This window comes from Nostoc sp. DSM 114161 (genome assembly GCF_052692665.1).
Genome location: NZ_CP195141.1, coordinates 258832 through 277449 on the forward strand (window position 1 = coordinate 258832; position 18618 = coordinate 277449).

Consider the following 18618-nt stretch of genomic DNA (forward strand, 5'->3'; position numbering starts at 1 on the left):
TATTTTGACAAAAACCTCAATAATCTGCCATCAGCTCCATAGAATCACTAAAATAAAGAACTGAACAAGCACACAATAGTTTCCCAGGATAGCATTTCTTATGAAAGCATTTGTAGCAGGGGCAACGGGTGAAACAGGTCGCCGCATCGTGCAAGAGTTGGTAGCGCGGAATATTCCCGTCATAGCTCTAGTGCGGGATATAGAAAAAGCTAGAGGTATTCTGTCTCCAGAAGCTGAATTAGTAGTAGGCGACGTGTTACAACCAGAAACTTTGAGTGCTGCCTTGGGAGATAGCACAGTTGTGTTGGTTGCAACTGGCGCAAAACCTAGCTTTGACCCCACTGGTCCCTATAAAGTGGATTTTGAAGGTACGAAAAATTTAGTCGATGTTGCTAAAACTAAGGGAATTGAGCATTTTGTGTTGGTTTCTTCTCTGTGTACGTCTCAGTTTTTCCATCCATTGAATTTGTTTTGGTTGATTTTGGTGTGGAAAAAGCAAGCTGAAGAATACATCCAGAAAAGTGGTCTTACTTATACAATTGTGCGCCCTGGTGGCTTAAAGAATGAAGATAATACCGACTCCATTGTAATGCAGGGTGCTGATACTCTGTTTGACGGTAGTATTCCCCGGCAAAAAGTCGCCAAAGTTAGCGTCGAAGCACTCTTTGAGCCAGCTGCACGTAATAAAATTGTTGAGATTGTAGCGAAACCTGAAGCAGCGTCGAAAAGCTTCGCAGAGCTATTTCAACAGTGTTAAGTGGAAAATGGTGTTGATTGATGACTGATGACTAATGATAAGCGATCGCTTTTTGGTGTGAAGGCGATCGCTCTTTATCTTATTCTGATTAAAAAAAGAATTGCATTATATTTATTTTCTACTCTTTTTTTTGAAGAATAATTAAATAAGCAGTAGTTTAGGTAGCGATGTCTGTGCAATTACTAAGACGGAAATTCACAGTTGACCAATATCATAAAATGCTTGATTCGGAGATTCTTAAAGAAGGCGATCGGGTTGAATTGATCCGGGGTGACATTATTGAAATGTCGCCTATTAGTACAAAACACGCTGCTTGTGTCAGGCGATTTAATAATATGTTAGGGCAGCGATTGGGAAACCGCGTTATAGTTTCTGTTCAAAATCCCGTAGTTCTGGATAAGAATTCAGAACCCCAGCCAGATGTGGCATTACTCAAACCGCGTGATGATTTCTACGCCTCTGCACACCCCCAACCCCAGGATATTTTTTTATTAATTGAAGTAGCTGATTCGACTCTTTTGTATGACCGGGAAGAGAAAATTCCTTTATATGCAGAAGCAAATATTATTGAAGTTTGGTTAGTAGATATTAACGAGGAAATTGTCGAAGTTTATCGATAGTCGGCGAATGATAACTATCAAAATATTCAGAAGTTAATGCAAAATCAAATGTTATCCATAAAGGCTTTATCTGACGTGATTATCAATATCGATCAAATATTCGTGCGATAAAACTATTATTGAATCTCTTCTTATTCATATTCTCTTAATTTATCTCATGTGTAGGATTTTTGCCCCTTCGATCTCTTCAAGGTGGAGGAAATATATACGTCCTGAATCGTCTCCTACCAGAAAAGTCACTCCATCCGGTGCGGCGGCACAGCACATCAATCTATCATCTCCCGTGAAAGTAGCAACAACTTCCCAATTGTAAAAATTCCAAACTTTGAAAGTACTGTCGTTATAACCCGAAATCAACCACTTACTATCTAAGGTAAAAGCGATAGCATTTACCGTGTCACTATAATTATTAAAGGTGAAAATTTCCTTGCCTGTTTCTAAATTCCACACTTTAAAAGTTTCATCCCACGAACTAGAAATTATCTGCTTGCCATTTGAAGTCACGGCTATCGTAGTTACCGAGTCTTCATGACCAGTGAGGGTAAACACTTCTTTTCCCGATACCAGATTCCAAACCCTGAGAGTGTTGTCCGTTGAACCAGAAATTACCTGTTTGCCATCGGGAGTTACGGCTACAGCATTTACTTGTCCAGTATGTCCAGTAAGGGTAAAGAGTTCTTCTTTAGTTTCCAAATTCCAAACCCTGAGAGTATTGTCCGCTGAACCAGAAATAGCCTGCTTGCTATCTGGAGTCACGGCTACAGTAGTTACTTGTTCGGTATGACCAATAAGAGTAAACAACTCTTTTCTAGTTTCCAGGTTCCAAACTTTAATAGTTTGATCATTTGAACCAGAAATAGCCTGCTTGCCATCTGGAGTCACGGCTACAGCAGTTACTTGTTTGGTATGACCAATAAGGGTAAATAGTTCTTCTCTAGTTTCCAAGTTCCAAACTTTAATAGTTTGATCATTTGAACCAGAAATAGCCTGCTTGCCATCAAGAGTCACAGCTACATCTCTTACTGCTCTACTATGACCTGTGATGGTAAACAGTTCTTCTGTTAATTCTATATTCCATATCTTGATAGCGTTACCCCCTGAATTAGAAATCAAGTGCTTGCTATCCGGTGTCACAGCAATAGCACTCATCAAACTACTATTGTTAGAGATAGTAAATAATTCCTTTCCTGTAAGTAGGCTCCAGACTTTAAAAGTATTATCCCATGAGGCAGAAATTACTTGTTTGCTATCCGGTGTTACAGTAACAGCACTTATCCAACCACTATGGCCAGCAAGAGTAAACAGTTCCTCCCCTGTAACCAGACTCCAAACTCTGAGAGTGTTATCCCGTGAACCAGAAATTAGCTGTTTAGTATCCTGTGTTACAGCAAAAGCTTCTACAACTTCACTATGGCCAGTAAGGGTTAAGTGTTCCTCTCCAGTTTCTAAATTCCAAATTTTGATAGTGTTGTTCACTGAACTAGAAATTAACCACTTGTTATCTGGGGTCAAGCAGATATTTTGAAAATAGGAGTTATGAAAAGTCTGGGTAAACGCTTCTTCTCCTGTCTCCAAATTCCAAACTTTGAGAGTTTTATCCCATGACACAGAAATTGCCTGCTTACCATCCAAGGTTACAACTACAACCTCTATCCAATGAATATGACCAGTGAAGGTCAACACTTCTTCTGCTGTTTCTAAATTCCAAACTCTAAGAGTGTTATCCCTTGAACCAGAAACTAACTGCTTGCTATTAGGGGTGATAGCAACTGTTGATACTGAATCAGTATGACCAGTAAGAGTAAATTGTTCTTCTCCAGTTTCTATATTCCAGACTTTGATATTTTTGTCATAGGAACCAGAAATCACTTGCTTACTATCTGGAGTGACAGCAATAGTAGTTACTGGACTATTATGACCTGCAAGAATGCGTAACAAGCGTCCCCCTGGTGGCGTTAAGCTTGGGGTTAAGGGACACAGCCAAGGAGTAGTTGTCTTTTGTTTTATCTGGGTTAATAATGCCTGAATCTCCTCTGATGTTTTCTGATGTAGTAACCTTCCGTGTAATTGACTAGCTAGCTGTTGCTTATCTGTTACTAAAATATGCGCTGATAGCCTTAATGCTCCTTGAATCAATTTCAGACTTTTGACTTTTTTAGGGTTATTTAATGCTTCCGCATTATCAATCAAATCATAATCTTCAATTAGCGCCTGCACTCCAAACTCAGGATGGTTAATCTTGTCAGTGATGAAATCAAAATCAGTCAGCGTTTGGTAATATTTTTGTAAATTTCCTGAAGTTACCAAATTATAAGGATACCTGCCGAGATAAGCTTTGCGGGAGTAGGATTTTTTTACTCTTGATTTCTTTTCAGTTTTCGTCATCTTCCTCCTTCTCCCGTTTCCAGTAATCAACAATACGTTGATTCACCTCTTTAATTAGCTGGCGCTTTGTATCCAAAATCGGTTTTGATTTGAGAAAGTCTAGAAAACTAGCATGGTAGATGCTGTAACAAGTGTCTCCATCTATCGTTTGTTGCTTTAAATATTCAAACCACTTATTTAAAATTTGTTGCACCTCATATTCATCTTCTTGGGCAATATCAGCAATCATCTCACAAGGAATCGGCGTACCAATTTCTACTAAAATATATAGAATAATGACCATGATTTTATTAGGTGCAGAATCCATCTTCATCCGCACCCAATGAGTTTGATAATATTGCTGAAGACCATCTGGTAATTGCTTTAAATTAAAATCATTATATTCACCTTTAGCAATTCCCGGTAAGACATAGCGCAGGTACATAAAATTACTTTCACTTTTTGCCGCTACCTGCTCAACAAAAGCCTCACGGTTGATATCGCGGTCTTGAATCCACTTGAGCAATCCGGCTTTATAATCTACATCATCATTGAGAAAAAAGCGAATATATTCTTGAATATCATCACGATTGTCTTTGTTATATCGGCTTGCGTTTAAATCTAACTCTACCTGCTCGACACCTTCAGTATATAATCGCTTTTTACCCGGTTCATAGCGTCGCCTCGTCAGCAAAAAATAAACTTTATCTGGCAGAGTTTTAGGCAAATATAAAATATTTTCTGCCCCTGGTGCTTGCTCTACTTCATCCAACGCATCAATTACAATTACCAAGGGTTGATTATTAATAATTTTGCTACTAGCTTTAATTAACAAAGCTGATAAATCATCATTCTCGGCATTTTCTAAGTGATAGCGGTTAATTAGCTGCTGACGAACACTTTTGAGAAATAATTCTGGGCGATTGTTTCTTTCTTGCAAAACATTAAAGTAACAAATAGCTTGATTTTCATCAATATACTTTGCAGCTATAGCACTTTTCCCCATCCCAGCATCTCCGATTACCGTAAAATAACCCTTGGGATATTTATTAAGGAAATCTTTAAAAGCATCAAACACAAATTTACGTCCGCAAAACGAGCGAATCTTTTCTTGAATGAGTACTTCAAACTCTGTGGGAATTTTTGAGAATGTAACAGCGTTAGGAACTGGTATATTTTTATTTAATTGATAATAAGTTTCCTTCATATAAGTTCGCAAAATTTCAAATTTTCCTGCTCCTTGCTGCTTTGTCAGGTCAGGACAGCTAACTTGAAATTTTTTGTAAATACCCGCAAATCTGCTTTTGACGGTAGCTTCAGTTATGTTGAGGTCTGAAGCAATATTCAGTTGATTAATTTGTGCGTCTTCTCTCGGTAGTGCAGCTAATAAAGTTTCTTTCTGCTCAGGCGACAAACCGTGTCTACCTGCCTCTTGACTCAGAAAATCTTCCCAATCCATTAAAATGCTTCCAAAGTCAATTTAGCAAAAATTATAACCGATCTGTTGCTTTTATTTCATGATTTTACTTATCTATACTTTGAATAGACCTTAGTTCTACCTCGCTTGAATCTACTTTAGTTAGACCTATATTTATACCTTATTCAAACTTAAGCATTGAAAAACAATGACACGATAATAGTGTAGATAAAAACTACAAAAAAATCTTCAACAAAAATCAAGGCAGGTAATTATGACAGTTAATTTTAGGAAAACAACACAAACAAATCACAACAATAATGATATAAAACAGGAATTGATACAAGAATTATTACGCCAAGCAAAATTAACCTTTAACCTTGCCTTGAGTGTCACCGCTGCTTCTGCCATGATGACGTTAGGCGGTGTGGGATTGCTTTATTTCAACAAAGTTTCTGAAGCCAGTCTCATAGCCGGAGGCGGCGCACTGGCTACTATCACCAGCATTCAACTCGCCAAGCAAACCAAAGAAGAATTATTAGAGATTATAGAAAAATCAGACGGGTAAATTTAGGGAAGATACGGCGATTATCCCTAAAATAGCTTGAAACATGGAACAATCTCCTACCCGTTTCAACTTCTAAACTCAACAACTGACCTTGTGAAGCTCAACGTTGACCTTCTGAGGCTCGACTTTGACCTTCCGAGGCTCAATGTTGACCTTCTGAGGTTCAATGTTGACCTTCCGAGGCTCAATGTTGACCTTCTGAGGTTCAATGTTGACCTTCTGAGGCTCAACGTTGACCTTTTGAGGTTCAACTTTGACCTTCTGAGGCTCAACTTTGACCTTCTGAGGCTCAATGTTGACCTTCTGAGGCTCAACTGCGGCAATATTAATACCAATTTAATTAACGATCGCAACACATCCTTGGGTCAAGACGCGATTAATTGCATCTCTACAAATGGTCTATTTGTCGGTGTTGCATTATTGTGGGATGATTTTGGAATTTGCATCAACCATAATCCCCGCGTCTCCATGTCTCCGTGTCCCCGTGTCAGCCTCAATCATCCCGTTATTCAGCAACGCCCTTTTTTCTAATGGGTATAACGTTGCAACTATATAGATGCTTGGATATTTCAAGATGGCCGTGTATGGTATAGAAATGTATAGAATCTTGAAAAGATATAAAATATAGTTCTTAAATGCAAACATTTTCAGCATCTTCCTCAATGCAGCTGTCTGTACCACCAAAACACTTTCAGCCAAAGAAGATTGTCGCACTGGGAGACAGCTTAATATATGGATTTGGCGACCCGGAAAAAGGGGGATGGATTGAGCAACTACGGCGATGGTGGATGTTGCCGGATAGTGCGGGTCATGTTCTCTATAATTTAGGTGTCAGGGGCGATCGCACGCAACAAGTAGCTCAAAGGTTAGAAGTTGAATTTCGCCATCGCGGCGAACTGCGAAATCGCGTTCCAGACTTAATTATTTTATCAGTAGGCGTCAATGATTCAGCTCGTTTGGCGCGTCCCGATGGGCGGAGTTACACAGATTTCACTGTATTTGAAAAGGAAATCGCTTCTCTCTTAGATTTGGCACAGCAACTCTGTCCCGTATTATTTGTGGGTATGGTGCCAGTAGATGAAGCGAAGATGCCATTTTTAGATTGCTTTTACTATAATCATGCCGACCAGTACCGTTACAAAGAAGCAACGCGCATTGCTTGTCAGAAACGGCAAATTCCCTATTTAGATATTTTTGATATATGGATGGAACGCGGTGAAACTTGGCGGCTCAAACGCTTGAGTCATGACGGACTTCATCCCAATACACTAGGTTATCAAGCTTTGTTAGAAGATGTAATCAATTGGGATGCTATTGCAAATTACCATTCTCTAGATTTGATTACTACCTGAAACGATGCCAATGTTAGATTTTAGATTGCACGTCTGCTGTGCTGACAACGCAACTTGAATTTTGGATTCAAGCACAAATCTAAAATCTAACACTACTCCTATGACACCAACTTTACTTGGTCGCTGGCAAACTCGCTTATTATTATTTGCAACTGTAGGCGTACTCGTATCTTTACCCTTTGCAATGGGTTTGATTGGTTCTGGTGCTAACTCAGTTTATTTTTGGATACTTGGTTATGTCACCGTCTTTGGCTTGGGTTGGGATGTGCTTTATAACTATCTCCAGAAATTCCGCTGGGACAGAGATTGGCCAGCAGTGTATCAGCTTTTAGCTGGTATTTGGGAATTAATCTTTGTGTTCTGTGGAATCAAATTGTTTGGCTTTTTACCAATACCTCTACCAAAGGAAGAACTATCACCAACAGATTTTTTATTACACTATAGCGTCGTCTGGCTAGCAGTTTTTATTAGTTCCCAAAGCCTAATGCGAATCATCTTTCTCCGTTGGCGTTTCCGGGGTGGGGAGTGGTTGTAATTCGTAATTTGTAATTGAATTAATTGCAAATTTAGACTCTAACTAATTCAAGATCGCTAAATTGGAGATTTTCATCTGGCGTTCTATTAATAATTACGAACTACGAATTAGTAATTTTCGCAAGTTATATCAATTTAAAAAAAGAATGTGGCAAATACAAGCCTAGAAACCCAGATAACATTTAGGTTTCTTAATTTTGAATTGATATGAAATTTCATATGTTTTTGTAAATACTTGTATCTTTAGCTTTGTCTTAAAACAATTTTTACCAGAGTAGAATAAACACAGATGAGTAGGGTAGCGCAGCTGTGCTACCTGACTTTTGTCCAATGAAGACTATTTCTAGTTATAACCTGGAAAGAATATCTTTTTCTAGGCGAAACTGAGTGAGTATTTTATACTTCTTAAACGTCTTCTGAAAGTTTTCGATTTTAATTTTTGTTAAATAAAGTAAAATGTCAAATTTCGATCTGGTTATTCAGCTATTTCTGCAACTCACGGTAATTTTAGCCACTTGTCGCATAGTTACGATTTTAGGACGCCGCTATCTTGGGCAAACTGATGTTGTTTGCGAAATGATTGCAGGTGTCATGCTAGGGCCGTCACTTCTAGGTTTGATTGCACCAAATTTTCAGCAATGGTTATTTCCTAAGCTGCCGATTATCACTGCTTTGGGAGATAAGATACCCAATCCATCGATGTCGATTTTATATGCCATCAGCCAAATTGGATTGGCAATTTACATGTTTTTGGTTGGTCTAGAGTTCAATACAAAACTCTTGAAACACCATATCAAAAGTGCAGGTTTATTATCCGCTGCGGGAATTATTACTCCTTTTGTCTTAGGAGCGATCGCTTCTTTTTTGTTATACCAAAATGGCAATTTCTTTCAACCAAAAGTAGTGCCTTGGTCAGCCGCTTTATATCTAGGCGCATCGATGACAATCACCGCTTTTCCAATGTTAGCTCGCATTATTTACGAACGCGGACTTGCCCAAACTCGCTTTGGTACTTTGGCTTTAGGCGCAGCATCGGTGGATGATGGAGTTGCTTGGTGTTTGCTGGCGATCGTACTTGCTAGTGTGAAAAATTCCATCAACATCGCCATCTTAGCAATTGGTGGTGGCATTTGCTATGTGCTATTTGCAATTTTTATCGGGCAACGTCTACTTAAAGTCTTCGCAAGCATGACAAAACGCGATGCAGGTGTGAATAGGCAAACGTTGACTTTATTGTTGATAGTTTTAATGTTTTGTGCATGGTTTACTGATATTACAGGTATCTATGCAATATTTGGTGCATTTGTGTTGGGAGCAGTAACACCACGCGGAGAATTCGCCCAACAAATTCGCCAATATACAGAATTTTTCACCACTTCTTTTTTGCTACCGATATTTTTTGTTTTTTCTGGATTAAACACACAAATCGGACTAGTAAACACGCCTGCATTATGGGGAATTACGCTTTTAATTTTGGCGATCGCAATTATCGGTAAAGGTATTGCTTGTATGTTAGCAGCAAAATTAGCAGGAGAAAATTGGCGCGAATCAGCAACTATCGGCGCTCTCATGAATGCTCGCGGTTTAATGGAGTTAATCATCCTGAACATTGGGCTTGAACAAGGTATAATTACCCCTACTTTATTCACTATCATGGTTATTATGGCTGTAGTTACTACACTCATGGCATCACCCTTGATTGCCTTTTTATTGCACGGTACAAGCTATGAAAAGTTTACCGTTTAAACACATTTATATAGGAAATTAAGAATCAATTCCTGATAGAGGCTGTAGCAAAGTACTGAGTGTTGAGTGTTAAACCCCAGTTGCTAACCTTTTTTTCTCTACGAGACGCTAAGAGCTAACGGAAACGCCAAAGGGAAGCCCGCTAAGCCCTCTAATGCACTGGCTTCTGTTGACTGTTGGCTCAGAAGTTATACCGATTCAAAAAATGTTTGCCACAGATACCCCACCCGCCTAACGGCACCCTCCCCTTGCCAAGGGGAGGGTTGGGGAGGGGTTTTGTCTATGTGTCGCATTCTTTTTTCAAATTGGTATTAGGAATTTAGAGTTATTCTCTTTGTCCCCTCAGTACTTTATCTCCCTCATCTCCCACTAACAGCTACCGACATCACAAATGACTGCAAATTCATCTTGAGTGTATCTTCCAAAATTGACCTAATAATTCGTAATTCATAATTAAACGTAGAAGCTTATAAATTGATTTATACAGTTGTTAATGGCTGAATTTTGAATTTTGAATTTCTAGTTTTTGTAGCCTCTCGCCAAGAGTAGGGGTTGACATTTTCCAGTATTTTAAACAATTATCTTAGGGAAACCAGATAGTTACTTTTGAGGAAACCATGCACACAGTTATTCTCGTTCTGGTTGAGGTACTGATTGTTATTGGACTTTCACGGCTAGTAGGGCTAGGATTTCGTTCTATTAAGCAACCGCTGGTAATTGGTGAAATTGTCGCTGGGATTATGCTTGGGCCATCTTTATTTGGTTTAATAGCTCCCCATGTAGCAGTTACCTTATTTCCACCAGAAACTATTCCTTTTTTAAATGTTTTGTCTCAGGTGGGACTAATATTTTTCATGTTTCTGATTGGGTTGGAACTAAATCCAAAATACCTCAGCGGTCAGCTAGAAGTGGCAGTTTTAACTTCTCATGTCAGTATTTTGGTGCCTTTTTCCTTGGGAACATTACTAGCGGTGGTGCTTTATCCCCTGGTTTCTAACGCTAGTGTATCGTTTACTGCCTTTGCCTTATTTTTGGGCGCGGCGATGTCGATTACTGCCTTTCCAGTGTTGGCACGAATCATTACTGAGAATAATTTACAAGGAACCCGCTTAGGAACATTAGCGCTAACTTGTGCAGCAGTGGATGATGTCACAGCGTGGTGTTTATTAGCAGTAGCGATCGCTGTAGCTAGGACTGGCGATTTTGCTGGTGCAATACCGACAATTATTGAGAGCATAGTCTACATCGGCTTTATGTTAACTGTGGGACGTTGGTTTCTCCAAGGTCTTGCCAAACATTACCGACGTGCGGGACGCCTCAGCCAATTGCTCTTAGCTGGGATTTATATGGGAGTGGTTGCATCTGCATTAATCACTGAACTGATTGGCATTCACTTAATTTTCGGGGCATTTTTACTGGGAGCCGCAATGCCCAAAAATGAAGATTTAGTCCGGGAATTGGCAGTAAAAACCGAAGATTTTGTCCTGATATTCTTGCTGCCAATATTTTTTGCCTACAGTGGTTTGCGAACGCAGATTGGTTTGCTGAATCGTCCAGAATTATGGCTATTGTGTGCATTGGTTTTAGCAGTAGCGATCGCAGGTAAATATTTTGGTACTTATATCGCCGCTCGTGTTAGTGGTATTAATAAACGCGAAGCCTCGGCACTCGGTTGGTTAATGAATACTCGCGGCTTAACCGAGTTGATAGTGCTTAATATTGGTCTGGAGTTAGGAGTAATTTCACCTTTAGTATTTACCATGCTGGTAATTATGGCGCTGGTAACTACATTTATGACCTCGCCACTGTTGGAATGGACATATCCGAAAAAGCTAATCAGATTAGATGTTGTAGAAAAGGAGTCACAAGAAGAAGGCGAAATACATTTAGATACAGAAGATATAACTGCTCAACAAGGAACTTACACTCGTCCCTACCGGATTTTAGTACCAGTGGCTAATCCGAATTCCCAAAAAGGTTTAGTACAGTTAGCAGTAGCGATCGCTCTTAACTATCGACAATCGGCTGTTGTCCATCCCCTCAGCTTAATTGAATTTGAAGAAGACTATGCCTTTGAGAGTACCCCAGTTGAAGCAGACCGATTAATTGCCCAGCGCCGCCAGCAGTTAGAAGAATTAATCAATACTCTCGAACCTCCAGAAACACGCTCTTACGTGCATCCCATCGTCCGTACATCCAGCAATGTTGCACGGGAAACAGCCCAAATTGCTGCACTAGACCAAGTGGATTTAATTCTCGTGGGATGGCATCGCCCAGCTTTTAGTAGCAACCGCTTGGGGGGAAGAGTCGGTCAAATTCTCAGCACTGCACCAGTGGATGTAGCAGTATTTGTAGATCGGGGAGGCGACCGACTAGAAAGCTTGTTAGTGCCTTATTCTGCAAATATTCACGATGATTTAGCATTAATACTTGCTTTGAGATTGCTAATCAATCGTGAAACTTGTATGTTGCAGGTTTTACACGTTTTACCAGAAAATCGCCTCAAGGATGAATTGAGTTACGAACTGGACACGATGATGGAGCAATTACCAGGTAGTGTACGCGGTCGCATAGAAATCAAAGTCGTCCAAGCTCAAGATCCCATCCAAGCCGTAGTCGAAGCCTCGAAAAATGTAGATCTGACAATCGCTGGCACCAGTCGTACTTGGGGTATTGAACGTCAAACCTTGGGAAGATATACAGACCAATTAGCCATCCAATGCCGTTCTTCTCTGCTGATTACCCGTCGCTACAGTCAAGTTACCGCTCACTTGGCTTCGGTGCTTCCTGAAGTTAGTACTCAAGAGCCAACAACTGAGGAATTGAGATTATGAATCATTTCAACTTCAAATCCTTTGCTTTTTACGGAGTAGCCATCAGTTCAGTGCTACTGCTGTTTAAAACCGTAAGCGCTTATGGAGAAAACAATCTCAAAGCTCCTCCTAAGGTTAGCGATCGCTATCGTCTAACACTAGCTGAAAATTTGCCCAATTGTGAAAAATCAGACACCTTGACATTAAACATTGAGCAGTCAGGTATCTACTTAAATGCCTCTGTATTACCAGCAGATGCCAACGCCGATATTGACGAAAAGCATTCTCTCATGGGCATCTTGAAAAATCAACAGTTAAATTTATCCGGGAAAGTTAACACATCGATCCTTTGCAATATTCCTCAGTCCCAGAAAGATCCTCTCAACTCAGTCACAATTCAAATGCAACTAGTCAACACAGGTAGTATACCAGGGCAATTAACTCTCAGTGGCATTCCCCAAACTCTAAAATTTACTGCTGTGCCAGAAAAAGTTCAGGAAAAATCTCAGAAGTCCAATAGTCATTAAAAGGCATTGGGCAAGCAGGAAGTGTGGGAGAGGTGGGGGTGTGGGAGGTGTGGGAGGGGTGGGAGGTGTGGGAGGTGTGGGAGGTGTGGGAGGTGTGGGAGGTGTAGGAGGTGTGGGAGGTGTGGGAGGTGTAGGAGGTGTAGGAGGATGGTGAAAAAATCTTTCCGCCCTCTCTCCCCACACTTCCCACACTCCCCCATCCCCCCTCTCTCCCCACACTCCCCCATCCCCCCTCTCGTTCCCACTTACTTTTTGATACGTTTTAGCCTACGCAGCCGATCGTACTTACTTAAAACACAAATAAGTATATTTACTTATAGCATGGTTGAGTAATAAAAAGTAAAAAGTATAATTTAATTCTTGGCTTATACTAAAAATTCCTCAGAACTCAATATTGAAGGCATAATTAAGAATGTCTCAGAGATTAAAGGCTTGGCATTGCTACTGGAGCAAAAAGCTACTTAGCTTCAGTGTATTCGGTTTCTATGCAGCGATCGCCCTTGAAGCTTCCAGCATTGCTGTTACAGCAGTGGCAAAACTAGATAATTGGCGCTTTTCCCCAAAAACACAGCAACTCGAAATTACTCTCTCAACAGCGACAACACCTCGTTATTTCTACCTTGCCCAACCACCTCGCTTGGTTGTAGATTTACCGAATACTAAGTTAGGTTCCGTTACCACCCAACAAAGTTACTCTGGAGTCATCAAAAGTATTCGTGTTTCTCAACTCAATGAAAACGCCACACGCATTGTTCTAGATTTAGCACCAGGAACTGTTTTAAATCCCAACCAGGTAAAACTGCAACCAGTTTCTCGAAAAAACCCTACTCGCTGGGTATTACGTCCTGTTATTTCTGGTAAAAGTACTGCCGTAAAACCAGCAAACTCAGCACCTTCACCCAAAAAACCACCTCAAAAGTTACCCACAAATACTACTAACTTCCAACCACCTAATAACTTACCTATACTTACTCCTAACTCACAAGCACCCTTACTGACAATTGAGCCTGTATCGCGTCAACTGCCCTCAACAACCACTACTAACTCAAGTCAGCCCTTTGTAACCGTACCTCCCCTAACCCCCAATGCACCCCCTCAACAATCCAATTTTATTCTTCCCCCTCCTTCTTTCCCAAATCAACCCGGTACATTAAATAGCATTCCCACTTTCGGTGTGTCTGAATCTCCAGTACCAACAGCCCCCAACGTTCCTAATCCCCCAGTCATTGAGTTCGGCCAACCCCTTCCTAAAAGTAGTAGGTAGGGAGTGGTGAGATGTGGAGATAAAGAAGTATGAAAAGTGCGGGGTGAAAGATTTCTTCCCCATCCTCCCACACCTCCCACCCCTCCCACGCTTCCTGCTTGCCCCATACCCAAATCCTAAAATCTATCCGTTTCTTGGGGTGTTCCAACTGCTCCTGGTTGAGCTGTGAAGAAGTTTTGAGCAGCTTCATTCTGATATATGCATCTAATATCAGGGTTATCACTGTCCAAATTGCCTGTAAAGCCAAAGGTGTTTAAGCGATTCTTGCAATCTCTTACCTGATCGGATGTCACGAGGCGACGCTGCTCTAAAATTGCCCAGTTATTTTGTCGAATAACACATCCAGGACGCATACTCGGCTGAGAAACATAGACATTGAAAGGGTTGAGAGTCACGAACAGTCTAGCGTCCATCACCATAGCACTGGCTCCATACTGCACGCAGATCTCAGGGTTCGGTGCTTTAGTATCAATAAATTCACGGGAAGCCACATTTGATGGCGCCAATGTGGTTGTAGAACTGAAAGCAATGCCAATGCCAATTCCCAAAATCAAGACCCCTCCCATAATTGCAATAGTGAAGAGGTTAAACATCGAGGATTGGATATTAGAGGGTTTAGAAGTAGTAGCCGATCTACCAGTCGATTTACGTCTCATTGTTGCTTAATCACCTTCACGTCAATTTAGCAGGAGTAGTCTAAAATTTTCTACCTCTTTCAGTATGCCTAGTTTTAACTGTAATTGTCTGGGAGTTTGTGGCAATTTTCTTGTTAAATCACAAAAATAGCAAATTATTTAAATTTTTGAATCGAATTTCAACGTTAGTTGCTGACAGTTCCTATTTGCATTAACTAGCTAGTAATATTATCTATTTTAGAATTAATAAATTTTTTGTTAGCAATTTTCATCACAAATTTTTAGTTATAGATATTTTTGTTACCCCTAGTATTTGATGTATCAAACAATGTAAATTAACTTTGAATACAATTTCAATACCTAACTAAAAGCAAGTGAAATTTCAAAGAGCGCTATTATCGAGCAAGAGCTTCAAAACTTCGCAATTTCAAATTCTCCTAGCTGATAGTCTAACTATTTTTTGGGGAGATTGGCTGGATTTACGTGCCAGAGTTGTGCAAGTTGCTGCATCAGGCTTAATATCTCCACTGATATATATTTTAGCTTTTGGCTTAGGTTTGGGTAGTTCCATCAAACCCGGCTCAGGAATTAGTGGTAACTATGACAACTATTTAGAATTTATATTACCAGGGATGGTGGCGCTGTCGTCAATGACCATTAGCTTTGGTGGGACGACATTTTCTATTTGTGGAGACAGATTATTTAGCAAAACTTTTGAGGAATTATTGTTAACTCCCATACATCCGTTAGCATTGCACATCGGCAAAATGCTGGCGGGAGTAGTGCGGGGGTTAATGACATCCGGTTCCGTGATTTTAGTAGCGGTACTGTTGACTGGAAACTGGAATTTTCTGAATCCGCTATTTCTAGTTTTAGTTGTACTCAATTGTGCTGTATTTGCCGGGTTGGGGGTGATTGTGGGATTGAGCGTGCGATCGCTCGAATCAGTGGGACTATACAACAACTTTATAATTATCCCCATGTCTTTTTTAGGAGCGACCTTCTTTGACCCCGGTACATTAACAGCAGCGCTGAAAGTTGTAGTTTACTTGTTACCACTAACCTACGCCAGCATCGGGCTGCGTGCAGCCGCTCATTTACCTTTGTCACAGTTTCCTTGGTATAGCATACCGATTTTGTTAGTAGCCGCGATCGCTCTTTCTCTCTGGGGCGCTTATAAATTTGCTCGCCAACAGGATTAGAAACTTTAGAGATAGCAATCCTATTTAAGTTGTGAAAAATATCAGCGATGCCTATTGGCTGTTAACAGCCCAAGAAGCAAAATATCACTTTTATGACTGCTATAGATTGAGAAAATGTAGGATACCAAGCTATTGGCAATCTAAAATCTGTCTTGAAAAGTTCAGATTCCCGGAAGCCGACGCTCCGACGGCAGTTGCTTTCCGACGCAAGGCGACAGGATCGCACTGGCTCGACTTTTCGCAAAATCTAAAATCCAAAATTCCATTATGCTGATTCGCCCTGCTTCCCTAAGTGACGTACCCGCAGTTTTACCAATGGTTGCCAAAATTTGTGCTTTGCATGAGTCTTGGGATTCAGCGAAATACGGTTTTCTAACGCATCTAGAACAGCGCTATGAAAAATGGTTAACGCGGTTAGCAAATAGCGATCGCTCCGACGCTTCCAGCCTACGCAGTGTATTTTTAGTATCCGAAAATCAAGGACAACTTGTAGGGTTTTTAGTAGCGACAATTGAGCGAGAAATCCCGATTTATCGGTTACAAGAATTCGCTTTTATCCACGATCTTTGGGTTGAGCCAGAATATCGCCAAAAGGGAATTGCGCGACAAATGGTAATGCAAGCTGTAAAACGCTTTTCTCAAATAGGCGTCAAGCAAATTCGCCTAGATACAGCAAATGCAAACGAAGCTGCGCGGCGGTTGTTTGCATCCTGTGGTTTTCGGATTAGCACTATTGAAATGTTAATTGAATTAAGCCATTAGTCATTAGTTTTTTGCTAATGACTAATGACTAAGGACAAATGGCCAAAGACTAACTAGCTAACAGAGTCTTTTCTAGAGAAGTCCAACGGAAAGTGCGATCGCCACCCCTCTCGATGACTACTCTCACCCGCGGTTCTAGCTTAGGCAAATTCGCTAAATATTCAATTTCCTGATCGGAAAGAATATTTCCTTCAATAATCCACAACACCAGCCCCTTTGACTTTGGTGGTAGCTGTTCTAAATGAGTACTAATAATTGGTGGCGCATAGTATACATAACCTACTGCTGCACCGCTACCAGTACTTTTTTTGCCCAGATGAGGAGGCCTGACTCCATGAACTCTTGTGAGATACGCAGCTACGTCGCCCAGCCCCTTGGCAGTAATGTGCAGCGTAGTATAGCCAGCCGCACGAAGTCGGCGCTGATATCGGCCTTCATAACCTCCTTCCAGAGGTACATACACTCCAAGAGCGCCAAATTTTTCCAGATCCCGGATTAAAGCGTTGCCAGTGGTAATTAGTGCCATAGATTGATTGTTGTCTTATCCCACTTAGATATCTCTATTATTTACCGCGAACCGATAGATAGAGCATTTTTTTTGGGCATAGGGCAGTGGCTCTCCCATGCCCTATGCCCAATTACAAAAAATTACTGGACAATGATAAATAAATGATTTATATTATTAGATTGTGACCAAATGTGCAAATTAGCTTGCCGAACTTATGTCATTCTGAAATATTGTTAGCATCGAAGCCCGATGTGTCAATTCAAAGATGATAATTTAACGAAAGATTGTTCATAGGCTGGTAAACTAATAAAGCTTTTAGGTTAACATTGGAGCTTGTGTAGGAAGAAGCAAAGCCAATCCTCAGCTTCAAACTAAATTGACTCGTAAGCCTCTAAAAAAGGCAAAATCTTAAACTTTTGTTTAAGGTGTTTAGGAGAGCAAAAACTGATTCAGTAATACTGACTCAGTTAATGGATACTGGGTGGTAAAAGCCGCTTAAGTCCAACTGCAACAAGGCAGTCGCCAACCTCAGGGAAGCCGTCCTTTGGGCAGATACAAATCGAAAACCCAGCGGTAACGCTGCCTGCGAAAAGTGCCACAGCAATTGCTTGGACAAAAGCATTGCTGCACACAGCTTAAAGCTGTAGCGCCTTGCATTCATTCCAGAAGTTACTCCTTCCCAAAGGGAAGAGACTTGTGGCTGTTCTGGCGATCGTGTGAGTGAAACTAAACAGATTTGCCAAGCAGTACGGACACGGTTTGTTGTGTCCCAAAGTATTTGGAGCGGTTGAGACCATTCCAAATTTCCCAGGCTGTAGCCTAAACTGACGCGTACAAAGCGTGTCCTCTAGAGTCGGATTCCAAGGTCAGCAAGTAGAAAGGAGAACCAGTTACTGTGTCTGTAGGTATTCTCGGCACCAAGCTGGGCATGACCCAAATATTTGACGAGGCAGGAGTAGCCATTCCTGTCACCGTTGTCCAAGCTGGGCCATGCACTGTTACACAAGTTAAAACAAAACAAACCGATGGTTACGCCGCCATTCAAGTTGGTTATGGCGAAGTTAAACCAAAGGCGCTAAACAAACCATTGTTGGGTCACTTAGCTAAATCATCTGCCCCAGCATTGCGTCATTTAAATGAGTATCACACCGATAGCTCTAGTGATTATGCTTTAGGTCAACAGATTAAAGCAGATATTTTTAGTGCAGGTGAAATTGTAGATGTAATCGGTACAAGTATAGGTCGCGGCTTTGCGGGTAACCAGAAGCGCAACAACTTTGGTCGGGGGCCGATGTCACACGGTTCTAAAAACCATAGAGCGCCTGGTTCCATTGGTGCTGGTACTACACCCGGTCGTGTCTATCCAGGTAAGCGGATGGCAGGGCGTTTAGGCGGTAGCCGCGTCACAATTCGCAAGCTGACTGTAGTGCGAGTAGACGCAGAACGCAACTTATTGCTAATAAAAGGAGCCATTCCTGGCAAACCAGGCGCTCTAGTAAATGTTGTACCTGCAAAGAAAGTTGGTAAATAGTCGCTAGCCAAGAGTCAA

Annotated in this window: 17 protein-coding genes and 1 pseudogene; 13 read left to right on the top strand and 5 right to left on the bottom strand. The window is 41.0% G+C overall.

Going from position 1 to position 18618, the window contains the following annotated elements; translation table 11 throughout:
• The first annotated feature begins 100 nt into the window (after window positions 1-100).
• Together NSTC745_RS01080 and NSTC745_RS01085 are read left to right on the top strand one after the other, a co-directional pair.
• On the top strand, window positions 101-757 hold the full coding sequence (locus NSTC745_RS01080; RefSeq protein ID WP_445635521.1) for an NAD(P)H-binding protein: 657 nt from the start codon (window positions 101-103) through the stop codon (window positions 755-757).
• 167 nt (window positions 758-924) lie between these two features.
• Window positions 925-1488: pseudogene (locus tag NSTC745_RS01085) on the top strand (Uma2 family endonuclease).
• 39 nt (window positions 1489-1527) lie between these two features.
• Here NSTC745_RS01085 and NSTC745_RS01090 read toward each other — a convergent pair.
• Both NSTC745_RS01090 and NSTC745_RS01095 read right to left on the bottom strand, forming a co-directional pair.
• A complete protein-coding gene (locus NSTC745_RS01090) occupies window positions 1528-3762 on the bottom strand; it encodes a hypothetical protein (protein ID WP_445635522.1) in 2235 nt (744 codons plus the stop codon).
• Window positions 3749-5200 (bottom strand): transcriptional regulator, encoded by a 1452-nt coding sequence (locus tag NSTC745_RS01095; protein WP_445635523.1) that lies wholly within the window; start codon window positions 5198-5200, stop codon window positions 3749-3751. Before NSTC745_RS01095 ends, NSTC745_RS01090 begins: the two co-directional genes overlap by 14 nt.
• Window positions 5201-5432: 232 nt before the next feature.
• Here NSTC745_RS01095 and NSTC745_RS01100 point away from each other — a divergent pair, with 232 nt between their 5' ends.
• From NSTC745_RS01100 to NSTC745_RS01135, 8 genes are all read left to right on the top strand, one after another.
• On the top strand, window positions 5433-5726 hold the full coding sequence (locus tag NSTC745_RS01100; RefSeq protein WP_445635524.1) for a TRADD-N-associated membrane domain-containing protein: 294 nt from the start codon (window positions 5433-5435) through the stop codon (window positions 5724-5726).
• A gap of 240 nt (window positions 5727-5966) precedes the next feature.
• A complete protein-coding gene (locus tag NSTC745_RS01105; protein WP_445635525.1) occupies window positions 5967-6257 on the top strand; it encodes a hypothetical protein in 291 nt (96 codons plus the stop codon).
• A gap of 104 nt (window positions 6258-6361) precedes the next feature.
• Window positions 6362-7078, top strand: coding sequence for a GDSL-type esterase/lipase family protein (locus NSTC745_RS01110; protein ID WP_445635526.1), 717 nt, complete (start codon window positions 6362-6364; stop codon window positions 7076-7078).
• A gap of 100 nt (window positions 7079-7178) precedes the next feature.
• Complete coding sequence (locus tag NSTC745_RS01115; RefSeq protein ID WP_445635527.1) at window positions 7179-7613, top strand: hypothetical protein; 435 nt, start codon at window positions 7179-7181, stop codon at window positions 7611-7613.
• 455 nt (window positions 7614-8068) lie between these two features.
• Entirely contained in the window at window positions 8069-9358 is a 1290-nt protein-coding gene (locus tag NSTC745_RS01120; RefSeq protein WP_445635528.1) for a cation:proton antiporter, read from the top strand.
• Window positions 9359-9975: 617 nt separating this feature from the next.
• A complete protein-coding gene (locus NSTC745_RS01125) occupies window positions 9976-12192 on the top strand; it encodes a cation:proton antiporter (RefSeq protein ID WP_445635529.1) in 2217 nt (738 codons plus the stop codon).
• The gene (locus NSTC745_RS01130) at window positions 12189-12698 is read left to right on the top strand and encodes a hypothetical protein (protein ID WP_445635530.1); all 510 of its coding nucleotides are present in this window, start codon (window positions 12189-12191) and stop codon (window positions 12696-12698) included. Before NSTC745_RS01125 ends, NSTC745_RS01130 begins: the two co-directional genes overlap by 4 nt.
• Window positions 12699-13110: 412 nt before the next feature.
• Complete coding sequence (locus tag NSTC745_RS01135; RefSeq protein WP_445635531.1) at window positions 13111-13962, top strand: AMIN domain-containing protein; 852 nt, start codon at window positions 13111-13113, stop codon at window positions 13960-13962.
• A gap of 116 nt (window positions 13963-14078) precedes the next feature.
• On the opposite strand, the gene NSTC745_RS01140 is transcribed toward NSTC745_RS01135, so the two are convergent.
• Window positions 14079-14618 carry a DUF3172 domain-containing protein gene (locus tag NSTC745_RS01140; RefSeq protein WP_096536983.1) on the bottom strand — a complete coding sequence of 180 codons (540 nt, stop codon included), beginning with the start codon at window positions 14616-14618 and terminating at the stop codon, window positions 14079-14081.
• 353 nt (window positions 14619-14971) lie between these two features.
• On the opposite strand from NSTC745_RS01140, the gene NSTC745_RS01145 reads away from it, so the two are divergent.
• Entirely contained in the window at window positions 14972-15799 is an 828-nt protein-coding gene (locus NSTC745_RS01145; protein ID WP_445635532.1) for an ABC transporter permease, read from the top strand.
• A 267-nt stretch (window positions 15800-16066) separates the two neighbouring features.
• Window positions 16067-16561, top strand: a complete 495-nt coding sequence (locus NSTC745_RS01150; protein ID WP_445635533.1) for a GNAT family N-acetyltransferase — start codon at window positions 16067-16069, stop codon at window positions 16559-16561.
• A gap of 49 nt (window positions 16562-16610) precedes the next feature.
• On the opposite strand, the gene NSTC745_RS01155 is transcribed toward NSTC745_RS01150, so the two are convergent.
• Together NSTC745_RS01155 and NSTC745_RS01160 are read right to left on the bottom strand one after the other, a co-directional pair.
• Window positions 16611-17087, bottom strand: coding sequence for an NAD(P)H-quinone oxidoreductase subunit N (locus NSTC745_RS01155; RefSeq protein WP_445635534.1), 477 nt, complete (start codon window positions 17085-17087; stop codon window positions 16611-16613).
• Between the two features lie 445 nt (window positions 17088-17532).
• Window positions 17533-17871: a hypothetical protein gene (locus NSTC745_RS01160; RefSeq protein WP_445635535.1), complete on the bottom strand. Its 339-nt coding sequence runs from the start codon at window positions 17869-17871 to the stop codon at window positions 17533-17535.
• A gap of 93 nt (window positions 17872-17964) precedes the next feature.
• Here NSTC745_RS01160 and rplC point away from each other — a divergent pair, with 93 nt between their 5' ends.
• Complete coding sequence (gene rplC, locus NSTC745_RS01165; protein ID WP_445635536.1) at window positions 17965-18600, top strand: 50S ribosomal protein L3; 636 nt, start codon at window positions 17965-17967, stop codon at window positions 18598-18600.
• The last annotated feature ends 18 nt before the right edge of the window (window positions 18601-18618 follow it).

What these genes read in the sequence shown, in the direction of transcription:
- NSTC745_RS01080 (WP_445635521.1), top strand. Translation starts at nt 101, where the DNA reads ATGAAAGCATTTGTAGCAGGGGCAACGGGTGAAACAGGTCGCCGCATC.
- NSTC745_RS01090 (WP_445635522.1), bottom strand. Translation starts at nt 3,762, where the DNA reads ATGACGAAAACTGAAAAGAAATCAAGAGTAAAAAAATCCTACTCCCGC.
- NSTC745_RS01095 (WP_445635523.1), bottom strand. Translation starts at nt 5,200, where the DNA reads ATGGATTGGGAAGATTTTCTGAGTCAAGAGGCAGGTAGACACGGTTTG.
- NSTC745_RS01100 (WP_445635524.1), top strand. Translation starts at nt 5,433, where the DNA reads ATGACAGTTAATTTTAGGAAAACAACACAAACAAATCACAACAATAAT.
- NSTC745_RS01110 (WP_445635526.1), top strand. Translation starts at nt 6,362, where the DNA reads ATGCAAACATTTTCAGCATCTTCCTCAATGCAGCTGTCTGTACCACCA.
- NSTC745_RS01115 (WP_445635527.1), top strand. Translation starts at nt 7,179, where the DNA reads ATGACACCAACTTTACTTGGTCGCTGGCAAACTCGCTTATTATTATTT.
- NSTC745_RS01120 (WP_445635528.1), top strand. Translation starts at nt 8,069, where the DNA reads ATGTCAAATTTCGATCTGGTTATTCAGCTATTTCTGCAACTCACGGTA.
- NSTC745_RS01125 (WP_445635529.1), top strand. Translation starts at nt 9,976, where the DNA reads ATGCACACAGTTATTCTCGTTCTGGTTGAGGTACTGATTGTTATTGGA.
- NSTC745_RS01130 (WP_445635530.1), top strand. Translation starts at nt 12,189, where the DNA reads ATGAATCATTTCAACTTCAAATCCTTTGCTTTTTACGGAGTAGCCATC.
- NSTC745_RS01135 (WP_445635531.1), top strand. Translation starts at nt 13,111, where the DNA reads ATGTCTCAGAGATTAAAGGCTTGGCATTGCTACTGGAGCAAAAAGCTA.
- NSTC745_RS01140 (WP_096536983.1), bottom strand. Translation starts at nt 14,618, where the DNA reads ATGAGACGTAAATCGACTGGTAGATCGGCTACTACTTCTAAACCCTCT.
- NSTC745_RS01150 (WP_445635533.1), top strand. Translation starts at nt 16,067, where the DNA reads ATGCTGATTCGCCCTGCTTCCCTAAGTGACGTACCCGCAGTTTTACCA.
- NSTC745_RS01155 (WP_445635534.1), bottom strand. Translation starts at nt 17,087, where the DNA reads ATGGCACTAATTACCACTGGCAACGCTTTAATCCGGGATCTGGAAAAA.